Below are 26,529 nucleotides of genomic sequence, written 5' to 3'. Positions count from 1 at the left end.
GTTACATATGCCCGATAGGGCCGCGCCCGTCCTTGATGTGAGGCGGCTGAACACCGTATTCCGCACCCGTGGAGGCGAGATTCACGCCGTCAACGATGTCAGCTTCCATTTGGAACGTGGCGAACTTTTGGGCGTTGTCGGCGAAAGTGGTTCTGGCAAGTCAGTCACCATGATGTCGCTGATCGGTTTGCTGCCGAGCCCGCCTGCGGAAATCCGCTCAGGCTCGGTGATGTTGGGCGATCTTGATTTGCTGAAGATCACGCCCGAGCAGTTGCGGAATGTGCGCGGCGACAAGGTGGGCTTTATCTTTCAAGACCCGATGACCAGTCTGAACCCGGTGTTCAACATCGGCTTTCAGATCGCCGAGCCGCTGCGGCGTCACATGGGGATGAACAAGACGCAGGCGGCAGCGCGGGCGGTTGAGCTTTTGGAACTGGTCGGTATCCCCGATGCCGCCAAGCGTTTGGGCGATTATCCGCATCAGTTTTCCGGCGGCATGCGGCAGCGGGTGATGATCGCGATTGCTTTGGCTTGCGACCCGGATGTGTTGATCGCCGATGAGCCGACCACGGCGCTGGATGTGACGATTCAGGCGCAGATCCTTGAATTGGTGAAGGAATTGCGCGTCAAGCTTGGCATGGCGATCATCTGGATCACCCATGATCTGGGGGTGATTGCCGCCATCGCGGATCGGGTGATGGTGATGTATGGCGGCCAGATCGTCGAGCAGGCCCCGGTGAAAGACCTGTTCGCCAACCCGCAGCACCCCTATACACGGGCGCTTTTGAAAACCATTCCCTCGCTGACCGGCGCGCGCGAGAAGCGCTTGCAAGTGATCGAAGGCCAGCCGCCGATCATGACCGCAGCACCGAGTGCCTGCGCCTTCCGTGCGCGCTGCATTCATGCGTTTGACCGCTGCGAAGTGGAAAACCCCAAGCGCCACGGCATTGACAGGCTACCCTTGGGCCAAGGCCATGATGTCGCCTGCCATTGGATCGCCGCACCCGTTCCAGCGGAGACTGCCGATGTGTGATCATTCCGCTCTTCCGCCCTTGCAGGCGTCATCGCTGCGAGAAGCGCCCGCAAGGCAGCGCCGAGCCGCGTTTCGGGAGGCTTGCAATGTTTGATGCCGCCGTAGCCCCTTTGGTTCAGGTTGACGGGTTGAAGATGTATTTCCCGATCTATTCCGGCATCCTGCGCCGCCACACCGGCAATGTGAAAGCGGTGGATGGCGTGTCGTTCGACATTCAGGCCGGCGAGACGCTTGGCCTTGTGGGCGAGTCTGGTTGTGGTAAATCCACCGTGGGCCGGGCGCTGCTGCGGCTGTACGAGCCTACGGCGGGCGCTGTGGTGATTGAGGGCGAGGATATTGCCAAGCTTTCGCCGGAAGCTTTGCGTCGCAAACGCCCGACGATGCAGATGGTGTTTCAAGACCCGCAAGCGAGCCTCAATCCGCGGATGACTTTGGCGGACATTATTTCTGAACCGCTGGTCGAGCATACCAAGTGGAACGCCGACCGCCGCTTGGAACGGGTTTATGAGTTGATGGATGCGGTGGGGTTGAACCGCCGCTTTGCCAACCGTTTCCCGCATGAATTCTCCGGTGGCCAGCGCCAGCGCATCGGCATCGCGCGGGCTTTGGCGCTGAACCCGAAGTTCATTGTCTGCGACGAGCCGATTGCGGCTTTGGACGTGTCTATTCAGGCGCAAGTGGTCAACCTGCTGGAAGACCTGCAAGAAAAGCTGGGCCTGACCTATCTGTTCATCTCCCATGACCTTTCCATGGTGCGCCATATCGCCGATCGGGTGGCGGTGATGTATCTGGGGCGGATCGCCGAACTTAGCCCCCGCGATGCGTTATTCGCCAAGCCTTTGCATCCCTATGCCGAGGCGCTTTTGTCGGCGGTGAATGAACCCGACCCCTCGCTCGCCCGCCGTCCGCGCATCATCCTCAAAGGTGATGTGCCTTCCCCGGCACGGCCGCCAAAAGGCTGCAACTTTTCCACCCGTTGCCCGAAAGCCTTCGCGCGCTGCCACCAAGAGAAACCCGAATTGCAAGAGGTTGAACCGGGCCGCCACGTCGCCTGCTTCCTCTACAACAGCCAACCCGGAGCGACCGGGACACCTGAGGCCAAAGAGCACAATCAACAAGGAGAGTATAAATGAAGCTGAAAACAGCCCTTCTCGGGGCGGCCTGCGCGCTGTCTTTCGCGCCCGCCGCTTTCGCAGATCGTGGCACTGATGGTGAGGTGAAGTTCACCTTCCCGCAGGCTGTCTCGATCATGAACCCGTTCCTGTCCTCGGGCACCAAGGACGTTTATGCGGCCTCGCTGGTGCTGGAGCCGCTGGCAGGCTTTGACGCCGATGGCGTTATCATCCCGAAACTGGTCACCGAAATCCCAACGCTGGAAAACGGCGGCATCTCGGCTGATCTGACCACGATCACCTGGAAGCTGCTGCCCGATCTGAAATGGTCGGATGGCAGCCCTGTCACCGCCGATGACGCCGTGTTCACCGCCGCCTATTGCATGGACCCAGCGGGCGGTTGCGCGCAGCTTTCCAAGTTCGACGGTGTGGCGAAGGTCGAGGCCGTTGATGCTTCGACCGTGAAAGTCACCTTCACCGGACCGAAACCGAACCCCTATACCGCTTTCGTCGGGGCTTTGTCTCCGCTCCTGCAAAAGGCCCAGTTCGCGGCCTGCCAAGGCGCTGCTGCCCCCACCTGTACCGATCCGAACAACATGCCGATCGGCACCGGCCCGTTCAAAGTTACTGGCTTTACCGTCAATGACACCGTCACACTGGCGATGAACGAAAACTACCGCGACCCCGCGAAGCCCGCTTTTGCGAGCGCTGTGATCAAAGGCGGCGGCGATGCTGAAGGCTCTGCCCGCGCGGTGATGGAGACCGGCGAGTTTGACTACGCCTGGAACACCCAAATTCCGCCCGACAGCCAAGCCTCGATGACGGCGGCTGGCAAGGGTGAGTTCGTGGTGGCGTTCGGCACGCTGGTGGAACGCATCGAGATGAACATGACCGACCCCGATCCGGCGCTGCCGGAGGGCGAGCGTGCGACCGCCAAGCACCCCCACCCGTTCCTGTCGGATATCAAGGTCCGCACCGCTCTCTCAAAGGCCATCGACCGTCAGATCCTGTCGGACGTCGGCTATGGTGCAGGCGGCAAGCCGACCTGCAACGTGGTGCCCGCGCCCGACGCTTGGGCGTCCGACAACACCGGCTGCATCGCGCAAGACATGGAAGGTGCGAAAAAGCTGCTGGATGAGGCAGGCTGGGTTCCGGGTGCCGATGGCATCCGCGAAAAAGACGGCAAGAAGCTGCACATCCTTTATCAATCCACCGTCAACCCGATCCGCCAGGACTTCCAAGCCTTGGTCAAAGATTGGTGGACCGAGCTGGGTGTGGATGTCGAGCTGAAAGCCATCGACCCGTCGGTGTTCTTCGGCGGTGATGCGGGCTCGCCGGATACGTTTCAGAAGTTCTACGCCGATGTTGAGATGTATGCCAACAACTCGGACGGCACCGATCCGGAAACTTACCTCTCGCAATACCAGTGCAAGAACGCGCCATCGCCTGAAAACCAGTGGCAGGGTGAGAACATGAACCGCTACTGCGACCCGGCTTACGATGCCAAGGTCAAAGTGCTTTCGACCACGGTTGATGTGGCCGAGCGGCAGAAAATCGCCAAGGAACTTAATGACATGGTGACGAAAGATACCATGACGGTGATCCCGCTGGTGCACCGTGGTACGCTGTCGGCGCATTCCAACACCCTTGGCGGCGTGAAAATCAACGCTTGGGATTCGGAAATGTGGAACGTCGCAGACTGGTTCCGCGTGAAGTAACTGCTTTCGGCGGGGCCAGTGATTGGCCCCGCCACCCTTTTGCATTTGTGCGCCATGCCCCTGCCGTCTCGATTGCCTCACCCCCTTACCCCCTCTCCACAGGCTAAGCTGTGCTCAATCCGCGCGTTCCACCCGTTTCAGCACCTTCCTTTTCGCGAGCACCCTCACCCTCTACCCCTCTCCGCCACCTCGTCCCCTACCCCTCTCCGCCACATCACCCCCTACCCCGCTCTGCTCCACCCTCACCCCTCCCGCAAGATCTGACCAAAGGCGTCGCCGCGTATGCTCACCTTCACGCTCCGCAGGTTATTACTGGCCATCCCGACGCTTTTGGTCATCTCTTTGGTGATCTTTCTGCTGGTCGATCTCGCGCCCGGCTCGCCGATGTCGGAGATTCCGCTGACCGTGCCGCCCGACGTGCGCCGCAAAATGATTGAGGCTTTGGGCGCCGATCAACCGGTGTTCGTGCGCTATGTGCTGTGGTTGCGGCAGTTCTTCTGGGTCGAACCTGCGACCCTGTTCGACGGTTGGTTCGGCACGAATTGGGCGGGCGGTGAGCAGCGCATTCTGTCATGGCAATCGCGCGCCCCGGTGTTCACCATCATTGGCCAGCGTATTCCGCAGACCCTGACGGTGATCGGCACCGCTTACCTTGTCGGCGTGCTGATCGCCTTGCCGATCGGGATTTATTCGGCTTACCGCCAATATTCGCTGTTCGACCAGCTGGGCACCTTGTTCGCGATGATCGGCTTTTCGGTGCCGACGTTTTTCTCCGGCACCCTGATCATCATCATCTTCGCCGTCACTTTGGGCTGGTTCCCAACCAAATATGACACCAACCTGCATGTCACCGACTGGGCGTCTTTCGTGCAGCAACTCAGACAAATGGCAATGCCGGTGATGACGCTGGGATTGGCCAATGCCGCCGTGATCAGCCGCTACATGCGATCGTCGATGCTCGACAATATGGGGATGGATTATGTCCGCACCGCGCGGGCCAAGGGCATGTCTGAACGCGTGGTGGTGCTGAAACATGTGCTGCGCAATTCGATGATCCCGGTGGTCACGGTGATCGCCCTTGGCATCCCGTCGATCTTCGGCGGTGCGATTATTACCGAAAATCTGTTTGGGGTGAATGGTATAGGTGCTGCCCTGATCGGTGCGATCCATGCCAGCGACTTGCCGATGGTGCAGACCCTCGCCTTCATCTTCGCCGTGCTGATCGTCAGCTTCAACCTGATCGCCGATGTGCTTTACGGCTTGCTCGACCCAAGGATTCGCTATGACTGAGGTCACCACCGCCATCCCGAAACCGGAAAGCGCCGCAAAGGCGATCTGGCACCAATTTCGCAGCCATAAGGGGGCGGTGTTCGGGCTTGTCGTGCTGTCCTTACTGATCATCGCCGTCGTGATCGGGCCGTATCTGTGGCATCCCGAAAAGCTGACGGTGGTTGAGGCGATCAAATCGAAGAACAAGGGCCCCAGCCTGCGCTTCCCCCTGGGCACCGATCAGTTGGGCCGCGACATGCTGCAACGGATGATCGCTGCGGGCAAAGTTTCGTTGGCCGTGGGCTTTGTCGCCATGATGATCGCGATCATCTTCGGCACTTTGATCGGCGTTTTGGCGGGCTATTACCGCCGCCTTGACGGGCTGTTGATGCGGCTGACCGACATGTTCCTCGCCTTGCCCTTGGTCCCCCTGTTGCTGGTGATCATGATGCTGTTCCGCGACCGCACCGCCAGTATCCTTGGCCCGGAACTTGGCGCGTTTACCCTGATCGTGTTTGCCATCGGCATCACCTCGTGGATGCAGGCCGCCCGCATCGTGCGCGGTGAGGTGCTGGCGCTGAAAGAACGCGAATATGTGCTGGCCGCCCGCTCGATTGGCTCGGCTTCAAGACGCATCATTACACGGCATATCCTGCCGAACGTCGTATCCCCGGTGATGGTCGCAGCTACCCTTGGCATCGCCGAGGCGATCATCACCGAATCGGTGCTGTCGTTCTTGGGCCTCGGCTTTCCACCCGATTTCCCAACCTGGGGACGGCTGCTGTTTGATGGGTTGTCCTACATGCAGGTCTACCCCGAGCGGGTGATCTGGCCCGGCCTTGCGATCTCGTTGACGGTGCTGTCAGTGAACTATATCGGAGACGGATTGCGCGACGCTTTGGACCCGCGCATCCGGGGGCGCTGATATCTTATGAAGCTACTGTTGATCCACACCGGCGGCACCATTGGCATGGTGGCGACAGAGGCAGGCTTTACGCCCGCTGAAGGAGTGATTGAGGCGGCCTTGGCCGATCTGGGGGCAAGACATGTCACGGTTCTGCCGCTGCTGCCCTTGATCGACAGTGCCCTAGCCACGCCTGCCGATTGGAACCGCATAGCCCAAGCCATTGTGGACAATCACAGTGATTACAATGGCTTCATCGTCACTCACGGCACTGATACGCTGGCCTTCACCGCCAGCGCCCTCTGCTTTGCTCTGACTGGTCTGCAACGCCCGGTAATCCTGACAGGCTCGATGCGCCCGCTGATGGTGGAGAAATCGGACGGGGTGCAGAACCTGTCCGACGCGCTGAAAGCCGCCGAAACCGCCCCGCCCGGCATCTGGGTGCAATTCGCAGGCCAACTTCTGCACGGCGCGCGGCTGCGCAAGGCGCATAGTTCTGCGCTGGATGCCTTCACCGCCAGCCGCAGCGCGGTGCCGCCGCTGCAACCCGGCAAGATCCCCAGCCTGACCCCCTACAAAACCAGTGAAATCGTTATACTCAGCATGGCCCCCGGCCAATCAGAGACCTTCCTTGCCCACGCCTTCATCACCCTGGACGCCATAGTTCTGCGGGTGTTTGGCGCTGGCACTCTGCCAGAAACCCCCGCCTTGCGCGCTGGCCTTCTGGCGGCACAAACTCGCCAAACCCCGATCATCGCCATCAGCCAATCGCCCAAGGGCGGCATCGCTTTGGGCACCTATGCCGCCGGAAATCTGATGCTGGAGACAGGCGTGATCGACGGCCACGATATGACCCCCGAAGCCGCCTACACCAAGCTGGCCCACATCCTAAGTCTGCCCGAAGACCAACGCCAAGCCGCCCTACATCGCAACCTGTGCGGCGAGTTTACTGCATCCCGGCCTTGATCCGCCGCAATGCGCCCCAGACGCCCAACACCACCAAGGGCGTCAGCACCGCCATCGCCACGCCCTTGGAAACCCCGATTTCCTCGACCAGCGGATAGACAACGTATCCTGCCAAAGACACCGCGTAATAGCTGATCGCCACCACCGACAGCCCCTCTACCGTGTGCTGCAACCGCAGGGCCAGATCGGCCCGCCTGTCCATGCTTTCCAGCAGCTTCTGGTTCTGCGCTGATCGTTCGACATCGACCCGCGTGCGCAGCAATTCCGCCGCGCGTTGCGCCCGTTCTGCCATCGAGCCCAGCCGTGCCTCGGCAGATTTCACCGTCCGCATCGCCGGATCATAGCGCCGCATCATGAACTCGCCAAAGGTCTGCCGCCCCTGCACGCGTTCTTCACGCAGGGCCTCAATCCGCTGCGTCACAATCGCCTCATAGGCCCCGGTCGCGCCGAACCGAAAGCTATGCTGCACGGCAAGGCTTTCAAGTTCCGCTGAAATCATCAGCAATTCATGCAACGCCGCCTCGGCAGGCCGCGACACGCCATCCAGCCCCGACACCAAAGCCGACAGCCTTGGGTCAAGCGCGTTGAGCCGACCCGTCAGCCCGCGCGCCCGCATCAGCCCCAGCATCGACATGGCGCGGTAGGTTTCAACCTCGCACAACCGTTGCACAATCCGGCCAATCCGCCGCGCGCCAGTATCGGGGCGCACAAACACCGCAAAGCGCATATTGCCGGCCGGATCAATGCGGAAATCGCCCGCGATCAGCGCAGCGCCTTCCACCACTCGCGCCACCGCAAGGCTTTCGGGCACAAACCATTCCTCCAGCTTGGCGAGCATCGCGGGCTCGTCCTCCATCACCTCGACCCGGATCAGAACGGCGGCGACGCGCTTGCCGGGGGCGGCCTCGACCCAGTCTTCGGGAAAAACCTCCATCTCGGCGGGGTCAAACGCCCGCGCGGACAGACCCGGCGTGAAGGCTGAATAAGTCACGAACTCGGTATGGCTTTCCCATTTCACATCAGCCCGCCCCAAAGCCCCCGAGAAATGCGTGGCCTCCGGCTGCGGATGCGCCGAGCCGTAACGATCCAGCAGCGCCAGCAAATGCGCGCGATCTGCTTCGCGATCCCGGTTTTGCGCCTCGGCAGGTTCCTTGATGGCGATGTAGGCCGCCACGCAGGGCGCACTCAGCGCCGGGAAGGGCCGCGCGTGCAATTCGTTAACCAAAGCATAGCGCAAAGGGTGGTCAGTGGTCATCATTCAAGCCTTACGTCAGAAGCCGTGACCCAGTTGGCAATCTCTGTATCCCGACTGCCAGCGGTTTCGCGGAATACCGGGGTATGCACCCGCGCTGTTGCAGAAAAGCAAAACCCCGACGCGTTGGCCGGGGTAATGCAGGCGTAGGGTGCGTGATCTCACGCACCTGCATCAGTCGATCATCGGCAACAAAGCATCCAAAGACTTCTTCGCATCGCCATAGAACATCCGGGTGTTTTCTTTATAGAACAACGGGTTCTCGATGCCAGAATAGCCCGTGCCCTGCCCGCGCTTGCTGACAAACACTTGCTTTGCCTTCCAGCATTCCAACACAGGCATCCCCGCAATAGGGCTGTTCGGATCTTCCTGCGCCGCCGGATTGACGATGTCATTCGAGCCAATCACGATCGCCACATCGGTCGTCGGGAAATCGTCGTTGATCTCATCCATCTCCAGCACGATGTCATAAGGCACCTTCGCCTCGGCCAAAAGCACGTTCATATGCCCCGGCAGACGCCCCGCCACCGGATGGATCGCAAAGCGCACGGTCTTTCCCGCCGCCCGCAGCTTGCGCGTCAATTCCGACACCGATTGCTGCGCCTGCGCCACCGCCATGCCGTAACCCGGAATGATGATGATGCTGTCGGCATCATTCAAAGCCGCAGCGACGCCTTCGGCATCAATCGCCACCTGCTCGCCGGTGACCTCCATCGCCGGGCCCGTGGTGCCACCAAAGCCGCCCAAGATCACGCTGATAAAGGAACGATTCATCGCCTTGCACATGATATAGCTCAGGATCGCACCCGAAGACCCCACCAGCGCGCCCACAACAATCAACAAATCGTTCGACAGCGAGAAACCAATCGCCGCCGCCGCCCAGCCGGAATAAGAGTTCAGCATCGACACCACGACAGGCATATCCGCGCCGCCGATGCCCATGATCAGGTGATAACCGATGAACAACGCGGCCACCGTCATGCCCAGCAGCGCCAAGGTCGAGCCGGTTTGCAGATACACCACCAACAAAACCAGCGACACGATCGCCGCCGTTGCGTTCAGCACATGCCCGCCCGGCAGCTTTTTCGCCTTGCCGTCAACCTTGCCCGCCAGCTTGCCAAAGGCCACCACCGAGCCGGTAAACGTCACCGCCCCGATGAACACGCCAAGGAACGTCTCGACCCGCAGGATCGACACTTCGACGCCGGATTTATGCGCAATCACCGCCGCAAAACCTGCCAAAGCACTGCGCGCAGCCTCGTCCAAGCCCAAAACCCGCACCATCTCGATATGCGTATTATAGCCGATGAACACCGCCGCCAAACCAACCAGCGAGTGCATCGCCGCCACCAGCTGCGGCATCTCGGTCATCTGCACCTTTTGCGCGACATACCAGCCAATCGCCCCGCCCGCCGCAATCATAACCAGCGAGATCAGCCAGTTAATCGCCCCCGGCCCATAAAGCGTCGCCGCAACCGCCAGCGCCATGCCGACGATGCCATACCAAACCGCGCGCTTGGCACTTTCTTGCCCGGACAACCCGCCGAGCGACTGAATGAACAAAACGGCTGCGACCACATAGGCCGCCGTGGTGAATCCATATTCCATCTGCGCGCTCCCTTACGACTTCTGGAACATGGCAAGCATCCGCCGTGTCACCATGAAACCGCCGAAAATATTGATCCCCGCCATGAACACCGCCAAAGCGCCGAGGATCATCACCAACCAGTTGCCCGAGCCGATCTGCATCAGCGCGCCCAAGATGATGATCGAGGAAATCGCATTGGTGATCGCCATCAGCGGCGTGTGAAGCGAGTGCGAGACATTCCAGATCACCTGAACGCCGACATAGACCGACAGCACGAACACGATAAAATGCGACATGAAGCTTGCTGGCGCATACAGCCCCGCGAGCAAAATCAGCCCACCGCCGATCACCAGCATCCCCACCTGAGAACGCGTCTGCGCCGTGAACACCGCCGCTTCCGCCGCGCGCTTTTCGTCATGGGTCAGTTCCTTGACCTTTTCCTTCGGCTTTTGCACCGCAATCGCCGCGATCTTTGGCGGCGGTGGTGGGAAGGTGATCTCGTGATCTTTGGCAACAGTCGCGCCCCGGATCACGTCATCGGCCATATTGTGATCAATCACACCATCTTTCTTTGGTGTAAGATCGGCCAGCATATGCCTGATATTGTTGGAATAAAGCGTCGATGCCTGCGCCGCCATCCGGCTTGGGAAATCGGTATACCCCACCACCGTCACGCCATTGTCGGACACGATTTTCTGATCCATCACCGTCAGATCGCAGTTGCCGCCGCGCTCGGCGGCCAAATCCACCACGACCGAGCCGGGCTTCATCGCAGCCACCATATCGGCGGTCCACAGCTTTGGCGCAGGCCGTCCGGGGATCAGCGCGGTGGTGATCACGATGTCCATCTCTGGCGCCAATTCACGGAATTTCGCCAGCTGCTTTGCCGCGAAGGCGGGGCTCGACGGGGCCGCATAGCCCCCCGTCGCAGCGCCATCCGGCAATTCGCTGGCATCAAACTCCAGATACACAAAACTCGCGCCCATCGACTCGATCTGCTCGGCCACTTCCGGGCGCACATCAAACGCATGCACAATCGCGCCCAAAGACACGCTGGTGCCAATCGCCGCAAGACCAGCCACGCCTGCACCGACAACCAAAACCTTCGCCGGAGGAACCTTGCCCGCCGCCGTCACCTGCCCCGTAAAGAACCGCCCGAAGTTCGAGCCCGCCTCGATCACCGCGCGATAGCCCGCGATATTGGCCATCGACGACAGCGCATCCATCTTCTGGGCGCGGCTGATCCGCGGCACCATATCCATCGCCACCACGGTAGCACCGCGCGCCTTGACGATCTCCAGCAGGTCCGGGTTCTGCGCTGGCCAGAACATCGAGATCAGCGTCTGCCCCTCGCGCAACGCCTGCGCCTCGGCAACTTCCGGCCCACGCACCTTCACCAGCACATCGGCGCTCGCAACAACCTCGGCAGCCGAAGCCAGAACCTCAACCCCTGCCTTGATATACAAAGCGTCGGAGAACCCCGCTTTCGCCCCCGCCCCAGCGTGAATGACGCAAACATGCCCCAGTTTCACCAGTTGCAGCGCCGATTCCGGGGTCATCGCCACCCGGTTTTCGCCTGCAAAAATCTCGCTCAACGCACCTATTTTCAACGTATTCCCCCGCGTTTGGGCGGTTCAAGGAGCAACCGTGACCGCCAAATCCCCCATGAGGCTTAGCATTGCCGCCCGATAGTTCAACGCTTGATTGCCGCTTTTGGTGAAAAACCTGTCGGCTTTACCGGATGAAAGCAGGCGCAGCAGGCGCTTGGGGCAAAAATTCCGCTCCAAACCACCCAGACGGACGAATTTCCCGCCGCTGAATATCAGTGCAATTTCAACATCGTACCCAAATCCCTCTCGATAGCGCAAACATCCGGCGAATCCAGCAAGGCCGCCGCGATTCGAAACAATTTCAAGCTTGAAATTTTTGGCCATTCCGCCTATTGCTGACCCCAAACCGCCATGCGACGCTGTGCCTGAAGGAGCCTGCCATGACCGATTTCGCCGCCACCAAAGCCCAGTTCCACCTGCCCACTGGCATGATCTATCTCGACGGCAATTCGCTGGGCCCGCTGCCGACGGCCACCGCCGCACGGGTGGCGCAGACGGTCACGGCGGAATGGGGCGAGATGCTGATCACCGCCTGGAACAAAGCCGCGTGGATGGACAAGCCGATGCGCGTCGGCGACCGCATCGCGCGGCTGATCGGGGCCGAGGCTGGCCATGTGGTGATGGGCGACACGCTGTCGATCAAGGTCTATCAGGCGCTGGCGTCTTGCCTTGAGATGAACCCGACCCGGAAAGTCATTCTCTCCGATACCGGTAATTTCCCGTCTGATCTCTACATGGCCGAGGGCCTCTGCCGCACCCTTGGCAATGGCTACGAGTTGAAAACCGTCGCCCCCGAAGACCTGCTGGACGCCATTGACGACACCATCGCGGTGACGATGATCACCGAAGTCGATTACCGCACCGGGCGCCGCCACGACATGGCCGCGATCACTGCCCGCGCCCATCAACACGGCGCGCTGACGATCTGGGATCTGGCCCACTCTGCCGGGGCCTTTCAGGTCGAACTGAGCAAATGCAACGCCGATTTCGCGGTCGGCTGTACCTATAAATACCTCAACTCCGGCCCCGGTGGTCCGGCGTTCATCTACGTCGCCCCCCGCCATGCCGATACCGCCCGCCCCGCCCTATCCGGCTGGCAAGGCCACGCCGCCCCCTTCGCCTTCGATCTCGACTATCTCCCCGCCACCGGGGCCGAGCGGATGCGCGTCGGCACCCCGCCGATCCTGCAACTGGCCGCCTTGGAAGCCTCGCTGGACATCTGGGACCAAGTCGACATGGCCGCCCTGCGCCAAGCCTCGCTAGCCTTGCAAGACCAATACATCGCCGGGATCGAGGCCGCCTGCCCCACGCTCAGCCTCGCCACCCCGCGCAGCCATCAAGATCGCGGCAGCCAAGTCTCGTTCCGCCATCCCGAAGGCTACGCCATCATGCAAGCCATGATCGCCCGCGGCGTGATCGGCGATTTCCGCGCCCCCGACATCATCCGCTGCGGCTTCACGCCCTTGTTCATCGACGAAAGCGACGTGGCCAAAGCCATAGCGATAATCGCCGACATCATGCAAAACAACCTCTGGGACCGCCCCGACTATAAAACCCGCGCGAAAGTCACGTGATGCCGCTTAGGTCATCCTCTCTGCTCAAATATCCCCGCCGGAGGCTCTTGCCGCCAGCCACGGATGCCTCCGGCGGGAGTATTTTGACCAAGGTGAAAGCCACAAGCACCGCCCTTTGCCGCCCCGCCGGATGGATCGCGCAGTGGCGCACCATCGGCAATCTTTCGGTCCTCAACCGCCAATCTCATTCCTGCGCCTGACGCCCCATCCGGGGCAAACCCCATGACAGGAGAGAATGATATGACCACCGATGACAAGCCCGGCTGCCCGATGCACCAAAGCGCCGACAATCCCACCCCCTACAACCCAGCCTCTGAGGGCGCGCAGATGTCGTTCGATGGGCGGATGTCCTACGGCGATTATCTGCACATCGACCAGATCCTTTCCGCCCAACGCCAACTGACCCCGGCGCATGACGAGATGTTGTTCATCATCCAGCACCAGACCTCCGAGCTTTGGATGAAACTGGCGCTACACGAACTCAATGCCGCCCGCCAAGCCATAGCCGCAGGTCGCGCACCGGAAGCGTTCAAGATGCTCGCCCGGATTTCCCGGATTTTTGAGCAGCTGAACAACGCCTGGGACGTTTTGCGCACCATGACGCCGTCGGATTACACCACCTTCCGCGAAGGTTTGGGGCAGTCCTCGGGCTTTCAATCCTGGCAATACCGCCTGATTGAATATGCCGTCGGCAATCGCAACTTGGCGATGCTGAAACCCCACGCGCACCGCGCCGACCTCACCGCCCTCTTGGAAGCCGAACTCGCCCGCCCCAGCCTCTACGACGAAGCCCTGCGCCATCTCGCCCGCGCAGGGCTGCCGGTGCCCGAAGACGTGCTGAACCGCGATCTGCGCCAGCCTTGGCTGGTGCATGAGGGCGTGCAGCGGGTCTGGGAAATGGTCTACCGCGATCCGACGCAATACTGGCAGGCCTACGAGTTGGCCGAAAAGCTGGTGGATTTCGAGGATTACTTCCGACGCTGGCGCTTCAACCATGTCACCACGGTGGAACGCGTCATCGGCCTCAAACGCGGCACGGGCGGCACCGGCGGTGTCAGCTATCTGCGCCGGATGCTGGATGTCGAGCTGTTTCCCGAACTCTGGCATCTGCGTACGACGTTGTAGGGGCGCGCCAGATCCAGCAGCCTGTGGCGCGCACAGGTAAGCCCCGGATGCGCGCCACCCCACGAGCTTGTGATTATGCGCATATTGGAAACAAGGGCTTTGACCTTGCTTTTCGGCTCCACTAGCGTCTTTACAAGAGAATCTCGGCGGCACTTCCCTGCCGCCCCCTTTTTGTGATGGGCTGACGGATGCGTTTTTTGACGGTTAAACTTCTGGCAGCGACAGCTTTGTCGCTGACACTCGCGGCCTGCGTGCCGGGCACACCTCTCCCCGGGGCGACACCGGGCGTAGCGCAAGCCCCGGTGCCAACCGACAATGCGCTGCATTATGCGGGCGTCAGCGATGACGGCATCACGGTGCCGACGGTGCCGGTCGAAAAAGTGCCGCCGGAATTTCAGGTGCAGCAAGTTGCCTACGACAGCGCCGAAGCGGTGGGCACCATCATCATCGCGCCGTCAGAGCGCCATCTCTACTACATCAACGGCAAGAACACCGCGCTGCGCTACGGCATCGCGGTCGGCCGCGCGGGCTTCCAATGGGCGGGGGTGGCCAATATCACCAGCCGCACGCATTGGCCGAAATGGACGCCGCCGCCGGAAATGATCGAGCGCCACCCCGAGCTTGCGAAATGGGAAAAAGGCCAGCCCGGCGGGCCGACCAATCCGCTGGGCGCGCGCGCCTTGTATCTGACGACCAATGGCGTGGATTACGGCTACCGCATCCATGGCACGCCGGAATGGTTCTCGATCGGCAAAAACGCCTCGTCAGGCTGTATCCGCATGATCAACCAGGACGTGATGGATCTGTACAACCGCGTGCAGGATGGTGCCAAGGTCGTGGTGCTGAACGCCGATGGCAGCTACCCTGACAAGCTGAAACTGCCGCCACCCGCGCCGAAAAAGAAAAAGCCCGCCCCGGTTGAGGCCATGGCCCCGGTGCTGAGTGCCACCCCGACCATGCTACCGGGTGCCACGATCTTGCCCGCAGCACCTGCGGCGACAACCGCCCCGGCTGAGGCATCACCTGCCGCAACCATGGCCCCGGATGCGACCATGGCGCCCGCCGAGACGATGGCCCCCGCGCCAGCAACCACCGCTCCAGTGGCTAAAGCACCAGCCGCCACCGCTCCGGTGGCTACAGCACCAGCAGCCACCGCCCCGGCCTCAACCGCGCCTGCGGTGACGGCTCCGGCAGCCCCTGCCGTCTGCGCGGTGCCCTTGGTCAACGGCCTCTGCCCGCAGCCATAAGCGGAACGCGGCAGCCAACAAAAAAAACCGCCTCAGTTTGAGGCGGGTTTTTTCATGCTTAGAGTTCCGACGGCCTCACAACCACTTGTCGTAATCGCTGACCAGCAAATGCGTCGGCGCTACATCTTCTTCAATATCGGCAAACCGCCCAATCGGCTCGCGGAACACGTTGTCGGTGACATCGTCGTTCACCGTCGAGACCTCGCCAATCAACACATCGCCGCCCTCGCCCCAAAACGCGTGCCAATCGCCCGGCATCAGCGTCACCGATTCACCCGGCGCGAGTTTCAGCTTGTCGCCGGGCTTGTAAGGTCGCTCAATACCGTCACAACGCACCAGCCCGCCGCGATCCGCCGCCCAGTTGCCTTTATCGTCCGAACCATAAAGTTCAACCACCAAAGTCGCCCCGCCCCGGTTGATGATATCTTCCGCTTTGATGACATGGGTGTGCATCGGCGACAGCTGATCCTGCCGCGAAATCAACAGCTTCTCGGCATAGCACATCCCACCGCCGCGTTGCAGATCGACCAGCGATCCATTGCGCAAGGTGAACAGAAACAGCCCCATCTGATCAAACCGACCCTGACCGTAATCGGTGATATCCCAGCCGCAGCGGCCCTCAATCACCCGCGATGCAATCGGTTTGTTCGCCTTGAACTCAGCCGGAGTCCAGTTGGCAAAGGGCGGCAAGACAAAGCCATACTGGCGCACCATATCCTCTGCCCCAGCCATGATCTCATTGATACGCGAACGCTTCATCGTCAATCTCCCAAGAATCTGCCCGCAGTATACCGCCAATGTTTGCGCCAACAACGCCAATCGGGATCGGAATTCGCGCGAATTCCGGCACGATTTTCGCGCGAAAATCGCCCTACAACAGCCGTCGGATCGGTTCATTATTGCAAAAGATCACAAACTGCCCGGCATTTTCCACCACCGGAAATCCCCGCCGCTTGGCTTCGGCCAAGAACGCCTCCCGCCCGATGTAACGCTCTACATCCCGCACCTTGCGCCGAATGATTGCGCCACTCATCGCGGCTTGCGAGCCAAAAAGCTCCAGGAAAAACTGCTGAGGACTGATTGGGGGCAAAGCGGACATGCCGGCATCCTGCCGCACCTTGGTTAAAAATCCCTAAACGCCTATCCCCGCGCCGCCCAAGCCCGCGCCGCCCAAGCCCGCACTGCATCGCCAAACGCCGTGAACAAAGGCCGCGACACCGGATCATTCGCCGCATTCCATTCGGGATGCCACTGCACCGACAGCGTGAACCCCGGCGCATCCTTAACATAAAGCGCCTCGGGCGTGCCATCCGGTGCGACGCCATCAATCACAATCCGCCCGCCTGCCCGCGCAATCCCTTGCCCATGCAGCGTGTTGGTCATCACTTCGGACGCCCCCATCAGCCGCGCAAACACCCCGCCTTCGGTGAATTTCACCACATGGCGATGCGCGAACACCTCCTCCATCGTGCCATCCGGTGGCATCCGGTGGTTCAACCGCCCCGGCAGATCACGGATTTCGGGGTAAAGCGAGCCGCCCATCGCCACATTAACCTCTTGAAACCCCCGGCACACCCCAAAAAACGGCTGACCACTGGCCACACAAGCCCGGATCAGCGGCAGCGTGATCGCATCGCGCCCGCGGTCAAACGCGCCATGCGCCGGGGTTTCCGCCTCACCATATTCATCGGGATGCACATTGGGCCGCCCCCCGGTCAGCAAAAACCCGTCACACACCGCCATCAGATCGGCGACCGAGACAAACCGAGGGTCCGCCGGTACGATCAACGGCACGCAACACGCCACCTCCGCCACCGCTTCCGAGTTGATATGCCCGGCGGCATGCACCTCATAGCGCTCGTTCATGGTGTGCGCATTGCCGATGATCCCGACAACGGGGCGGCGCATGGCGTTTGGCGTAGCGGAGGGCATGGCAGGCCTACGTTGCAATTTCGCCTTATCATAGCAGCGCCCCCGGCAGGGTGAAGGCCGAAACTCCCCACAACCGGGCTGCATCCGCAAATCCGCGTGATTTTTCAGCAGATCGCCCAAAACCGCAGCACCGCAGCCATCCGCCACCAGCCAGAGTTACACTGTCAACGCCCAGACCATCCCCGGCCACGATGTCGCAAACAGGCTGGACCCCGCAACCAGCCCCCCCTAGACAGACACCAACGCCCCGAAAGGCCCCCCGTTGCAGGACGCCAGATCATGCCCCGCCCCCCCGCCTCGCCGCTGATCGGCGTTGCCTTCATGCTGGGCGCGATGGCCAGCCTGCCCTTCATCGACGTTTTCGCCAAATTCCTCGGCCAGCAGGGCGTGCCGGTGCTGCAAATCGTCTGGGCCCGGCTCAGCGTCGGAGCACTCGTGGCCCTGCCCTTCGCGCTGCCCCACAAAGGCCCAAAAGGCCTGATCCCCGACCGCCCCGTCTATCACAGCCTGCGCGCCGCTTTCCTGATCCTCGCCACCTTTTGCTTCTTTCTGTCGCTGAAATACCTTCCGATCGCCGACGCGCTGGCGATCTTCTTTGTGCAGCCCTTGGTTGTCATCGCGCTGTCGGCGCTGGTGCTGAAAGAAACCGTGCCCCGCAACCGCTGGGCCGCAGTCGCCGTGGGCTTTGCAGGCACCTTGATCATCATCCGCCCCGGCTTTGTCGCGCTGAACCCCGGCAGCCTGCTGGCACTCGGCGCTGGCACTTTCCTTGCGATCTATTTCGTGATGACCCGCCACATCTCGGGCCGCGCGCCCGCCATGGTCACCACCTTTCAAACCAACGCGGTGGGTGCGGCGTTTCTCAGCCTCGCCATGCCCTTCGTCTGGCATAGCCCAACGCCCGCGCAATGGTTGATGTGCGCAGGCTTGGGGGTCATCGCCACCTTCGGCCACTACCTGATCGTGCGCGCCTATGATTATGCCGAGGCCTCGCTGCTGGCACCTTTGGCCTATACCGAGATGGTGGTCGCCACCGCCGTCGGCTGGTATTTCTTCGGTGATTTCCCCGATGCCCTGACCTTCCTCGGCGTCGGTGTGCTGATCGCCTGCGCGCTCTACATCACGCTGACCGAGCGCAACCGCGCCACATCCGACGCGATAGAGCAGCCATAAGCACTTCATGTGATGCATGATGTTATCTCAACAACGCTTTGATATTGATTGATTATACCTAATAGAAAATCATCCCGGCTTTCATATTGGCTCAAATATCCAGACCGGAATGCCAAAGTTTTCCGTTATCCAGAGACGCAGCTCACCCCCGGCACCCCGATCTCAAATCCAATCCCGCAGCGCGCGGCCTCAGCCACAAGCTCAAGCCTGCACCATCCCATCCAATCACTACCGCAGCATCCAAGCCGCATGTGCCGCATCCGTGCGTTTCGCACCCCCCGATATCAGCCGCCGCGCGACAGGCTCCGCCACGCCCAAAGCCACACAAATCCGCGCCACCTCTGCTGTCGGCTCAGCCGCAGCGCTGTCATAGCGCATCCGCAACCACGCAATGCGCCGCTCGGCAAACCAGCGCTGCCAAACACACGCCGCAGCAATGCCCCGCTCGGCAAACCAGTGCTGCCAAACGCCCGCCGCAGCACTGCGCGGTCCGAAGACAGCCCCGGATAAACCGCGGAAATCACCCCCAACACATCGCCCGCATCAACCGCAGGCCAAACACCCCAGTCTTCCCGCTACCCCCCTGATCGCCGCCGCCAAATAGGTTGATCCATCAGCAACGACATCAAGATCACCGCGCTCCGGCAGGGCGCAGGGCCGCGGCGAAACCGGACCCGCATCGCGCATGGAAAACCAATCCGGCGCACCCGCCTCCCGCGTCGCCACCAACAAATCACGCAGCAAAGTGCTGTTTCCGTGCTGCGTGCCGCAAATAATCTGGCGTTTTATGCCAACTCGCGCCACTGGCCGCAGCACTGACAAACACATGTCCGTCTTGCCGCAACGCCAAATCGCTGAAATCCGCCCCGAGCACAGCCCCCGACAAAAGCCATTGCTCTTTGCCAAATACTCCCTGCGGAGCATCCCACCGCCTGCCCCGACCCAAGGCTGCAAAGCCATGCCCCGGCAGCGCGGTCGAGTGCCCCTTGATGGCGGCCAAAACCGCTCCGCCGTCTCAAATACCCGCGTCTCAGAACACCTGCTCAGATCTTCGAGAACCGCAACACCCCCGCCACCCGGTCGCCACCGCCAGAATCCGAGGGATGCGCCACGCCGTTCATCACCAAAACCTCAGCAAAATCAAACGGTGACATCCCCGCAATGCAGGCCACATTGACGCCAAACTGCCCGGGGTTTGACCTGCGCTGATGATGGGTGTAAATCCCGCAGGTCTTGCAAAAATAATGTCGCGCCACCCAAGTGTTGAACTGGTACAGGCTCAAATTCTCCTCACTCCGCACGAATTCAATGCGCCCAACCTGCGCCGAGACCACAACCGCCCCGCGCATCCGGCACAGCGAGCAATCACAGCGCCGCGCCGAGGTCACCCCATCGCTTAGCCGCAGCCGAAACTGCACCGCCCCGCAATGACAGGCCGCCTCCAGCATCCCGCGCGCTTCATCCGTCATCGCACCAGCCTCCCATCACCCGCAAGCAGTCCAGTGGAGTTCAAACTTGCAGGCAATCGAAAATCGCAACCACGCACATCACGCGACAGCATTTTTCGCTGCCTATGCTTGCCGCGAAACCAAAACAGCCCCGTCACCGCCCCCTCCGCACAGAATAAACCCCAAGCCCCTCAATCTCGCCAGGATTTGCTCTTTGCCAAATACTCCCCGCGGAGCGGCCTCGATCAACGCCAAGCGCAACGCCGCAAACCCATCCCCCGGCAGCGCGGTCGAGCGCCCCCTTGATGGGGGCCGAGACCGCCCCCGTTTCAGATCCCTGCCGTCAAAGGTTAAGACAGTATGAACCACCCAAGGCTAACCTCTTGAAAACCCACACGCGCGAATCTGTCCAGGCGTAGACGGGCCCTCAAACCCCGGCTCCTGCCGCAACCACAGCCGCCGCCGCCGCCAAGGCCCCCGGCCCATGCGGGATATCCAAGGCGATCATCCCCGCTTCCATCACCGCCAGCGCCCCCAAAGTCATATGGGCGTTCACATGCCCCATGTGCGCCACCCGCAGAAAGCCGTGATAGGCGGGGTCCGAACTCGGAGCCATCCCCAGCCCGATCCCCAGCGTCACCCCGGCGCGATGCTCGCACCACTGCCGCAACCGCGTCGCGTGGGGTGCGCCAAACCGCGCCGCCGTCACCGACCGCCCCCGATCGGCAGGGCTGGCCACGTTCAGCCCGATCAAAGGATTGCCGGCCCCCCAGCAGTCAAACGCCGCCCAAACTGTGCGCGCCAGACAGTCATGCCGCGCCCAGACCGCAGGCAGCCCCTCCTCGCCGATCATCGTCAAAGCCTCGCGCAGCCCATAAAGATGATGGGTGGGGGCGGTGCCGTTCCACAGCTGCCAGAACTCCTCGGCGTCCGCACGCGGGGTCCAATCCCAATACGGCGTGCGCAAATCAGCGCCCACAGTCCGCGCCCGCGCCTTATCGGAAAACCAGATGAACCCCATCCCCGGCGGCGTCATCAGCCCCTTTTGGCTTGCCGCCACCGTGACATCGACACCCCAGTCATCCATGCGGTATTCATCACAGCCCAAGCTTGCGATGCAATCCACCGCCAGCAACGCACCATGCCCCGCGCTGTCCATCACCGCGCGCAATGCCGCCACATCGGTGCGGATCGTGCTTGCCGTATCCACCTGCGTCGTCAAAACCGCCTTGATCCCGCCCGCCTTATCCGCGCGCAGAACGCCCTCGACGCGCGCCATATCAACCGGGGTCGATTTGCCGAAATCCAGCACCTCAACCTCAATCCCCATCGCGCGCGCCGAGTTCGCCCAGCTCAGCCCGAATTGCCCGGTCGCCAGCACCAAAGCCTTCTCGCCACGCGAGAACATGTTGGCGTTCGCCGCCTCCCAGACCGCATGACCATTGCCGATATAGGCCGCAACCGAAGCTTTGGTCCCCGCCAGCGCCTTCAGATCGGGCCAAAGCGAGGCCACCAGATCATACAAAGCCCCCTCATAGATGTTCGGTGCCGCTCGGTGCATCGCGGCCAACACCCGGTCGGGCATCACCGAGGGGCCCGGAATGGCAAGATAAGGACGGCCGTTGGCGAGGGTCATGTCAGGCTCCAAATACAAACCTGACATGGCTATCCGGGCCGATATGCCGCGTCAATCGCCAGCAGCAGTCCTGCGCCCGCCGCCGCAGCCGCGCTTGCCCTCACCGCCTGCGCAAGCTAGACCAATTCAGCCACGCGCAACCGCCAATCGCTCGCAACCGCCAATCGCTCGCAACCGAAAGTGCCTCGCCTTGTGACCCAAGCCAATCCCAGTCAGCAAGGGCCCAGTCAGCAAGGGCCCAGTCAGCAAGGGCCCAGTCAGCATGCGCCCAGCCTGCATGCGCCCAGCCTGCTCCGGCGTTTTTGGGCAGGCTATATCCACCAACACACCTGGGGCATCCTTGCGTGCCTGCTGTTGATGATCATCGAAGGCAGCGCGCTTGGTGGGTTGTCGTATCTGCTGAAACCGCTGTTCGACGTGGTGTTCACCCCCGGCGGCGAGGCGGCGCTTTACGGTGTCGGCTTTGCGATCTTCGGTTTGTTTGCCGCGCGCGCCTTCACTGTGGTGGTATCGCGCACTCTGATCTGGTCGATCTCTCAGCGGGTTTCTGCGACTATGCAATCCGACCTTTTGCGCCATATTCTGACACTGGATGCGCCGTTTTTCCAGACCAACCCGCCCGGTGTGCTGATTGAACGCGTGCAGGGCGATACCGGGGCGGTGCAAGGCATCTGGAGCGCCTTGGTCACCGGCATTGGCCGCGATCTGCTGGGGTTGATAACCCTGCTGGCGGTGGCCGTCTCGATTGATCTGCACTGGACGCTGGCGGCGCTGATCGGCGCCCCCTTGCTGATCCTGCCCGCCGCAATGTTGCAGCGCTATGTGCGGCGCAAATCCAACGAGCTGCGCGATCAGGCCGGCCAGCGCGCCACGCGCTTAGACGAGATTTTCCACGGCATCAACGCGATCAAGCTGAACCGGATGGAAGACTACCAGACCGGGCGCTTCCGCACGGTGCTAAAGTCGATCCGCCGCGCCGAGGTACGCTCGATCTTCGCCCGCAGCCTGATGCCGGGGATGATTGATCTGGTGACGGGTCTGGGATTTTTCGCGGTGTTGCTGATGGCAGGCGATGAGATTTCCTCGGGCCAGCGCACCACTGGCGATTTCATGTCGTTCTTCACCGCGATGTCGCTGACCTTCCAACCCCTGCGCCGCTTAGGCGAGATGTCGGGCACCTGGCAAGTCGCCTCCGCCAGCCTGGAACGCATCTACGCGCTGTTTGACGCCCGCCCCGCCTATCCCCGCCCCGAGGTCAGCCTGGCTCTGCCCGCCCCCGGCGCGCCGGAAATTCGTTTTGAGGATGTCAGCTTCGCGCATGGCGACCAACCCGTGCTGCGCGGTCTGTCCTTCACCGCCGAGGCAGGCAAGACCACGGCACTGGTTGGCTCGTCTGGGGCGGGCAAGAGCACAGTGTTCCACCTGCTGACCGGGCTTATGGAGCCCGCCAGTGGCGTGATCCGTATCGGCGGCGTGATCGCTTCCGGCCTCGCCTTGGCCGATCAACGCGCGCTGTTTGCCACCGTCACGCAAGACTCGGCGCTGTTTGATGAAACCCTCGTCGAGAACATCGCTTTGGGTCGCAGCGTGAAACCAGATGCGCTAGACGCCGCCCTGCGCGCCGCCCATGTCGCCGATTTTCTGGCCTTGCTAGCGCGTGGCGTCGATACCCCGGTCGGCCCGCGCGGCTCTGCGCTGTCGGGTGGCCAGCGGCAAAGGGTGGCGATTGCGCGGGCTTTGGTGCAGGATGCCCCCGTGCTGCTGTTGGATGAAGCGACCTCGGCGCTGGATGCGCAATCGGAATCCATCGTCGCCGAAGCTCTTGCCCATGGCAGCCAAGGCCGCACCACTTTGGTGATCGCGCACCGGCTTGCCACCGTGCGCAATGCCGACAAAATCGTGGTGATGGACCACGGCAGGGTTGCGGAAACCGGCACGCATGATCAACTTCTGGCACAGGGCGGGCTTTACGCTGGCCTCTATCGCCTGCAATTCAAGGACTAAGCCATGTTGGGCGAAACCGCCGCCGACCGCCGTGTTTTTACCGTCACCGGAGTGGATCGGCTGACATTTCTGCAAGGCATGGTCAGCAATGACGTGCTGCCTTTGGGGCGCGGTGATGGCGCGGTTTGGGCGGCGCTGCTGACGCCGCAGGGCAAATACCTCGCCGATTTCCTGCTGGTAGCGCAAGGCGACCGCCTGCTTTTGGACATCAAACACAGCATTGCCGAAGCCACGCTCCGCCGCCTGTCGATGTACCGCCTGCGCGCCGATGTGCAGTTCGCGGCCACCGATCTGACCGTATCGCGCGGGCTTGGCGCAGCCCCCCCCGGCACCATCGCCGACCCCCGCCACCCCGCCCTCGGCTGGCGCGGCTATGGTGCCGCAGGTGGCCCACCCGAGATTGACTGGGACGCCATCCGCGTCGCCTATTGCATCCCCGAAACTGGCATCGAGCTTGTCCCCGACGACAGCTACCTGCTGGAATCCGGCTTTGAGCGCCTGCACGGCGTCGACTTCCGCAAAGGCTGCTATGTCGGCCAAGAAGTCACCGCCCGGATGAAACACAAGACCGAGCTGAAAAAGGGCCTGATCACCGTCACCATCGCAGGCGAGGCCCCCCCCGGCACCCCAATCCTGCAAGGTGACAAACCCGCAGGCACCCTGTTCACCCAAAGCCAAGGCCGCGCCATTGCCTACCTGCGCTTTGACCGCACAGAGAACCTCACCGCAGGCACCGCCAAAATCGCGCTGTGAAAATTCTGCCCTAAAGGTCATCCTCTCTGCTCAAATATCCAGGCCCGAATGGCGTGCCGCCATTCGGGTTAGCCGGAGGCATCCGCCGCCTCAGGAAGCGCAAGGTATCAATCCGCCAACGCCGCATAATCCAGCGCCACCCGGCTCCAAGTCGCCTCAGAGTTGGCCACCAGCAACACCCCCGCCCTGCGCGCCAGATCATACGCGGCACCATCCAGAAACCGCGCCACGCCGCCCGCCGCCCGCACCGCCAACACGCCCGCCGCATGATCCCACGGATGCGGTTCTGGCCCCGAAAGCACAAACTCGACATGGCCCTGCGCCATCAGCCGATACTCATGGCACGAACAGCGCAAAGACGTGACGCGGCCATAGCCCAGCCCCGCCAACACCGCCGCGCGCTTTTGTTCCGCCTTGAACAGCCCCACCGGAATGAAGCCACACATTTGTGCCGGATCGGAAACTTGCGACACCCACAACACCTGCGACCGCCCATCCGCCTGCACGAACCGCGCCGCACCACCCGCCGTCACCTCCACCCAGTCATCCAAAAGCGGGTCATAGAGCAAACCATACTTGGCCACGCCATCAAGCACAGCCGCCGCGATCATGCCAAAGGTCGCAAGCCCCTTGGCGAAATTCCAGGTGCCATCGACCGGATCGACGATCACCTGCCACCCGAGGCCCGCCATCGCATCCCTCAAGCTGGGATCAGCCGCCACCGCCTCCTCACCAATCACCCGCGCCTCGGGCCAGGTCTGCGCCAAAGCAGCACAGATCAAAGCCTCGGCCTCGGTATCCGCCACCGTCACCAAATCGGCGAAATCGGTTTTCTGGCTGACCTCACCCACAGCCAAAGCCCGAAATCTTGGCAACACCGCCGCCCTGCCCGCCGCCCGCACCGCTTGCAAAATCACGTCCATCACACACCCCTGAAACAAAAAAGGCCGCCCCAAAAGGACGGCCCTGAATCCCTCACCGACGAATCGCCAGACCTTACGCGCGTTCTGAATATTCCATCAATTCGGTATGCACGATGATATCTTCATCCGGCCCGATAAACGGCGGGATCATGATGCGCACGCCGTTGTCCAAGATCGCTGGCTTGAAAGAGTTCGCCGCGGTCTGGCCCTTTTGCACAGGCTCGGTATCGACCACCTTGCAGCGCACTTTCTGCGGCAGGCTGACGTTCAGCGGCTCTTCGCCGTAATAATTCACCGTCGCCATCATGCCATCTTGCAGGAAGGGGCGACGGTCGCCCAGCAATTCGGCATCGATTTCAACCTGCTCGTAGGTCTCGGAATCCATGAACACCAAGCGGCCATCGGTTTCATACAGAAACTGCTGGTCCTTGTTCTCCAACTCGACCCGCTCCACCTTGTCTTCCGAACGGAATCGCTCGTTCAACTTGCGGCCATCACGCAGGTTTTTCAGCTCTACTTGCGCGAAAGCGCCACCTTTGCCGGGTTTGACATGGTTGACCTTGACCGCAGCCCAAAGCCCGCCGTCATGCTCCATGATGAAGCCCGGTTTGATTTCGTTTCCGTTGATCTTCGGCATTTGTGGTAAAACCTTGTCAAAAGGTTGAAGTTAAAGGAACGCCCCCTATATATCGGGTCAAGCCTGCAAGCAAGACGACTAGATTCGGTAGATACTGTCGCAAGCCATGCCGCTAGCGCATGACAGATATGCAAAAGTTGACCCCCCGAATCGTTATCAAAACGTTACAAGCGCAGACGTTACGAAAATACAAGAGCAAGAAAAAAGGACAATGTGATGTTGGATACGGTTGACAGCACAGCCTTCAACTTTGAGCAAGGCCAGCGGGCGCGCAAACTTTTTGCGGCGGTGGTTTTGGCTGCTTTGGATGATGCCATTGCAGATGATAAGAAATATGGCAACGGCCCCGATCAAATCGCCCGTTGGGCACGCTCGCGCGATGGCCGCGAAGTGTTGTCCTGCGCCGGGATTGACCCGAACGAGCGTGTGGTCAAAGGCCTGATGGAATTCGTCTCAAAAGGCGTGCGCACTTCGGTGGCACTGTCGCGCGAAGAATCCGAGCGTCGTCATGCGCTGGAACTGGAGCATGCAGAAGCGGCATAAGCCACCTCTGCCATAGAATAAGAAAAACGCGCCTTCTGGCGCGTTTTTTATGTGCTGTCACTGGGTTGCGGTCGGCCCCAGC

26 protein-coding genes are annotated in these 26,529 nt (G+C 61.5%); 13 read left to right on the top strand and 13 right to left on the bottom strand.

Annotated features, from left to right (window positions below):
• Positions 1 to 7: 7 nt before the first annotated feature.
• The 6 genes from ACP7AP_RS01720 to ACP7AP_RS01695 all read left to right on the top strand — a co-directional run bounded on the left by ACP7AP_RS01720 (position 8) and on the right by ACP7AP_RS01695 (position 7,002).
• A complete protein-coding gene (locus ACP7AP_RS01720) occupies positions 8 to 1,033 on the top strand; it encodes an ABC transporter ATP-binding protein (RefSeq protein WP_426031597.1) in 1,026 nt (341 codons plus the stop codon).
• Positions 1,034 to 1,119: 86 nt separating this feature from the next.
• Positions 1,120 to 2,166 carry an ABC transporter ATP-binding protein gene (locus ACP7AP_RS01715; RefSeq protein WP_426031595.1) on the top strand — a complete coding sequence of 349 codons (1,047 nt, stop codon included), beginning with the start codon at positions 1,120 to 1,122 and terminating at the stop codon, positions 2,164 to 2,166.
• A complete protein-coding gene (locus ACP7AP_RS01710) occupies positions 2,163 to 3,863 on the top strand; it encodes a peptide ABC transporter substrate-binding protein (RefSeq protein WP_426031593.1) in 1,701 nt (566 codons plus the stop codon). Before ACP7AP_RS01715 ends, ACP7AP_RS01710 begins: the two co-directional genes overlap by 4 nt.
• A 282-nt stretch (positions 3,864 to 4,145) precedes the next feature.
• On the top strand, positions 4,146 to 5,153 hold the full coding sequence (locus ACP7AP_RS01705; protein WP_426031591.1) for an ABC transporter permease: 1,008 nt from the start codon (positions 4,146 to 4,148) through the stop codon (positions 5,151 to 5,153).
• On the top strand, positions 5,146 to 6,057 hold the full coding sequence (locus ACP7AP_RS01700; protein WP_426031589.1) for an ABC transporter permease: 912 nt from the start codon (positions 5,146 to 5,148) through the stop codon (positions 6,055 to 6,057). Before ACP7AP_RS01705 ends, ACP7AP_RS01700 begins: the two co-directional genes overlap by 8 nt.
• Before the next feature lie 6 nt (positions 6,058 to 6,063).
• Positions 6,064 to 7,002, top strand: coding sequence for an asparaginase (locus ACP7AP_RS01695; RefSeq protein ID WP_426031587.1), 939 nt, complete (start codon positions 6,064 to 6,066; stop codon positions 7,000 to 7,002).
• On the opposite strand, the gene ACP7AP_RS01690 is transcribed toward ACP7AP_RS01695, so the two are convergent.
• The 4 genes from ACP7AP_RS01690 to ACP7AP_RS01675 all read right to left on the bottom strand — a co-directional run bounded on the left by ACP7AP_RS01690 (position 6,983) and on the right by ACP7AP_RS01675 (position 11,776).
• Positions 6,983 to 8,257, bottom strand: coding sequence for a DUF3422 family protein (locus tag ACP7AP_RS01690; RefSeq protein WP_426031585.1), 1,275 nt, complete (start codon positions 8,255 to 8,257; stop codon positions 6,983 to 6,985). The genes ACP7AP_RS01695 and ACP7AP_RS01690 overlap by 20 nt on opposite strands.
• A 171-nt stretch (positions 8,258 to 8,428) precedes the next feature.
• Positions 8,429 to 9,862 carry an NAD(P)(+) transhydrogenase (Re/Si-specific) subunit beta gene (locus ACP7AP_RS01685; RefSeq protein WP_426031583.1) on the bottom strand — a complete coding sequence of 478 codons (1,434 nt, stop codon included), beginning with the start codon at positions 9,860 to 9,862 and terminating at the stop codon, positions 8,429 to 8,431.
• A gap of 12 nt (positions 9,863 to 9,874) precedes the next feature.
• Entirely contained in the window at positions 9,875 to 11,452 is a 1,578-nt protein-coding gene (locus ACP7AP_RS01680) for a Re/Si-specific NAD(P)(+) transhydrogenase subunit alpha (RefSeq protein WP_426031581.1), read from the bottom strand.
• Between the two features lie 24 nt (positions 11,453 to 11,476).
• On the bottom strand, positions 11,477 to 11,776 hold the full coding sequence (locus tag ACP7AP_RS01675; protein WP_426031579.1) for a hypothetical protein: 300 nt from the start codon (positions 11,774 to 11,776) through the stop codon (positions 11,477 to 11,479).
• Between the two features lie 56 nt (positions 11,777 to 11,832).
• Here ACP7AP_RS01675 and kynU point away from each other — a divergent pair, with 56 nt between their 5' ends.
• The 3 genes from kynU to ACP7AP_RS01660 all read left to right on the top strand — a co-directional run bounded on the left by kynU (position 11,833) and on the right by ACP7AP_RS01660 (position 15,398).
• On the top strand, positions 11,833 to 13,026 hold the full coding sequence (gene kynU, locus ACP7AP_RS01670; RefSeq protein ID WP_426031577.1) for a kynureninase: 1,194 nt from the start codon (positions 11,833 to 11,835) through the stop codon (positions 13,024 to 13,026).
• A gap of 240 nt (positions 13,027 to 13,266) precedes the next feature.
• On the top strand, positions 13,267 to 14,151 hold the full coding sequence (kynA, locus tag ACP7AP_RS01665) for a tryptophan 2,3-dioxygenase (protein ID WP_426031575.1): 885 nt from the start codon (positions 13,267 to 13,269) through the stop codon (positions 14,149 to 14,151).
• Positions 14,152 to 14,339: 188 nt separating this feature from the next.
• On the top strand, positions 14,340 to 15,398 hold the full coding sequence (locus ACP7AP_RS01660) for a L,D-transpeptidase (protein WP_426031573.1): 1,059 nt from the start codon (positions 14,340 to 14,342) through the stop codon (positions 15,396 to 15,398).
• Positions 15,399 to 15,473: 75 nt separating this feature from the next.
• Here the strand turns inward: ACP7AP_RS01660 and ACP7AP_RS01655 are convergent, their stop codons facing one another.
• The 3 genes from ACP7AP_RS01655 to ACP7AP_RS01645 form a co-directional block, all read right to left on the bottom strand.
• The gene (locus ACP7AP_RS01655) at positions 15,474 to 16,157 is read right to left on the bottom strand and encodes a D-lyxose/D-mannose family sugar isomerase (protein ID WP_426031571.1); all 684 of its coding nucleotides are present in this window, start codon (positions 16,155 to 16,157) and stop codon (positions 15,474 to 15,476) included.
• A 112-nt stretch (positions 16,158 to 16,269) separates the two neighbouring features.
• Entirely contained in the window at positions 16,270 to 16,497 is a 228-nt protein-coding gene (locus tag ACP7AP_RS01650) for an N-(5'-phosphoribosyl)anthranilate isomerase (protein WP_426031569.1), read from the bottom strand.
• A gap of 41 nt (positions 16,498 to 16,538) precedes the next feature.
• The gene (locus tag ACP7AP_RS01645) at positions 16,539 to 17,306 is read right to left on the bottom strand and encodes a gamma-glutamyl-gamma-aminobutyrate hydrolase family protein (RefSeq protein ID WP_426031567.1); all 768 of its coding nucleotides are present in this window, start codon (positions 17,304 to 17,306) and stop codon (positions 16,539 to 16,541) included.
• A gap of 303 nt (positions 17,307 to 17,609) precedes the next feature.
• On the opposite strand from ACP7AP_RS01645, the gene ACP7AP_RS01640 reads away from it, so the two are divergent.
• Complete coding sequence (locus ACP7AP_RS01640) at positions 17,610 to 18,503, top strand: DMT family transporter (protein WP_426031565.1); 894 nt, start codon at positions 17,610 to 17,612, stop codon at positions 18,501 to 18,503.
• A gap of 228 nt (positions 18,504 to 18,731) precedes the next feature.
• Here the strand turns inward: ACP7AP_RS01640 and ACP7AP_RS01635 are convergent, their stop codons facing one another.
• The 4 genes from ACP7AP_RS01635 to ACP7AP_RS01620 all read right to left on the bottom strand — a co-directional run bounded on the left by ACP7AP_RS01635 (position 18,732) and on the right by ACP7AP_RS01620 (position 21,587).
• On the bottom strand, positions 18,732 to 18,941 hold the full coding sequence (locus tag ACP7AP_RS01635) for a Stf0 family sulfotransferase (protein ID WP_426031749.1): 210 nt from the start codon (positions 18,939 to 18,941) through the stop codon (positions 18,732 to 18,734).
• A 295-nt stretch (positions 18,942 to 19,236) separates the two neighbouring features.
• On the bottom strand, positions 19,237 to 19,503 hold the full coding sequence (locus ACP7AP_RS01630) for a hypothetical protein (RefSeq protein ID WP_426031563.1): 267 nt from the start codon (positions 19,501 to 19,503) through the stop codon (positions 19,237 to 19,239).
• A gap of 43 nt (positions 19,504 to 19,546) precedes the next feature.
• On the bottom strand, positions 19,547 to 19,972 hold the full coding sequence (locus ACP7AP_RS01625; protein ID WP_426031561.1) for a GFA family protein: 426 nt from the start codon (positions 19,970 to 19,972) through the stop codon (positions 19,547 to 19,549).
• 406 nt (positions 19,973 to 20,378) lie between these two features.
• Positions 20,379 to 21,587, bottom strand: coding sequence for a pyridoxal-phosphate-dependent aminotransferase family protein (locus ACP7AP_RS01620; RefSeq protein WP_426031559.1), 1,209 nt, complete (start codon positions 21,585 to 21,587; stop codon positions 20,379 to 20,381).
• 273 nt (positions 21,588 to 21,860) lie between these two features.
• Between ACP7AP_RS01620 and ACP7AP_RS01615 the strand changes: the two genes are divergently transcribed.
• Together ACP7AP_RS01615 and ACP7AP_RS01610 are read left to right on the top strand one after the other, a co-directional pair.
• Positions 21,861 to 23,591 carry an ABC transporter ATP-binding protein gene (locus tag ACP7AP_RS01615; RefSeq protein ID WP_426031747.1) on the top strand — a complete coding sequence of 577 codons (1,731 nt, stop codon included), beginning with the start codon at positions 21,861 to 21,863 and terminating at the stop codon, positions 23,589 to 23,591.
• Positions 23,592 to 23,594: 3 nt separating this feature from the next.
• On the top strand, positions 23,595 to 24,344 hold the full coding sequence (locus ACP7AP_RS01610) for a YgfZ/GcvT domain-containing protein (protein WP_426031557.1): 750 nt from the start codon (positions 23,595 to 23,597) through the stop codon (positions 24,342 to 24,344).
• A 107-nt stretch (positions 24,345 to 24,451) separates the two neighbouring features.
• Here ACP7AP_RS01610 and ACP7AP_RS01605 read toward each other — a convergent pair whose 3' ends face one another.
• A complete protein-coding gene (locus ACP7AP_RS01605) occupies positions 24,452 to 25,267 on the bottom strand; it encodes an inositol monophosphatase family protein (RefSeq protein ID WP_426031555.1) in 816 nt (271 codons plus the stop codon).
• A 73-nt stretch (positions 25,268 to 25,340) separates the two neighbouring features.
• Positions 25,341 to 25,904: an elongation factor P gene (efp, locus tag ACP7AP_RS01600; protein ID WP_054004611.1), complete on the bottom strand. Its 564-nt coding sequence runs from the start codon at positions 25,902 to 25,904 to the stop codon at positions 25,341 to 25,343.
• A 216-nt stretch (positions 25,905 to 26,120) separates the two neighbouring features.
• Between efp and ACP7AP_RS01595 the strand changes: the two genes are divergently transcribed.
• Positions 26,121 to 26,447, top strand: a complete 327-nt coding sequence (locus ACP7AP_RS01595) for a DUF6280 family protein (protein ID WP_426031552.1) — start codon at positions 26,121 to 26,123, stop codon at positions 26,445 to 26,447.
• Positions 26,448 to 26,529 lie beyond the last annotated feature (82 nt).

It is taken from the genome of Cypionkella sp. TWP1-2-1b2, assembly GCF_049896245.1.
Taxonomy (GTDB): Bacteria; Pseudomonadota; Alphaproteobacteria; order Rhodobacterales; family Rhodobacteraceae; genus Cypionkella.
Note: the sequence above shows the minus strand (reverse complement) of the source record. Positions and strands in the feature narration are given on the sequence as shown.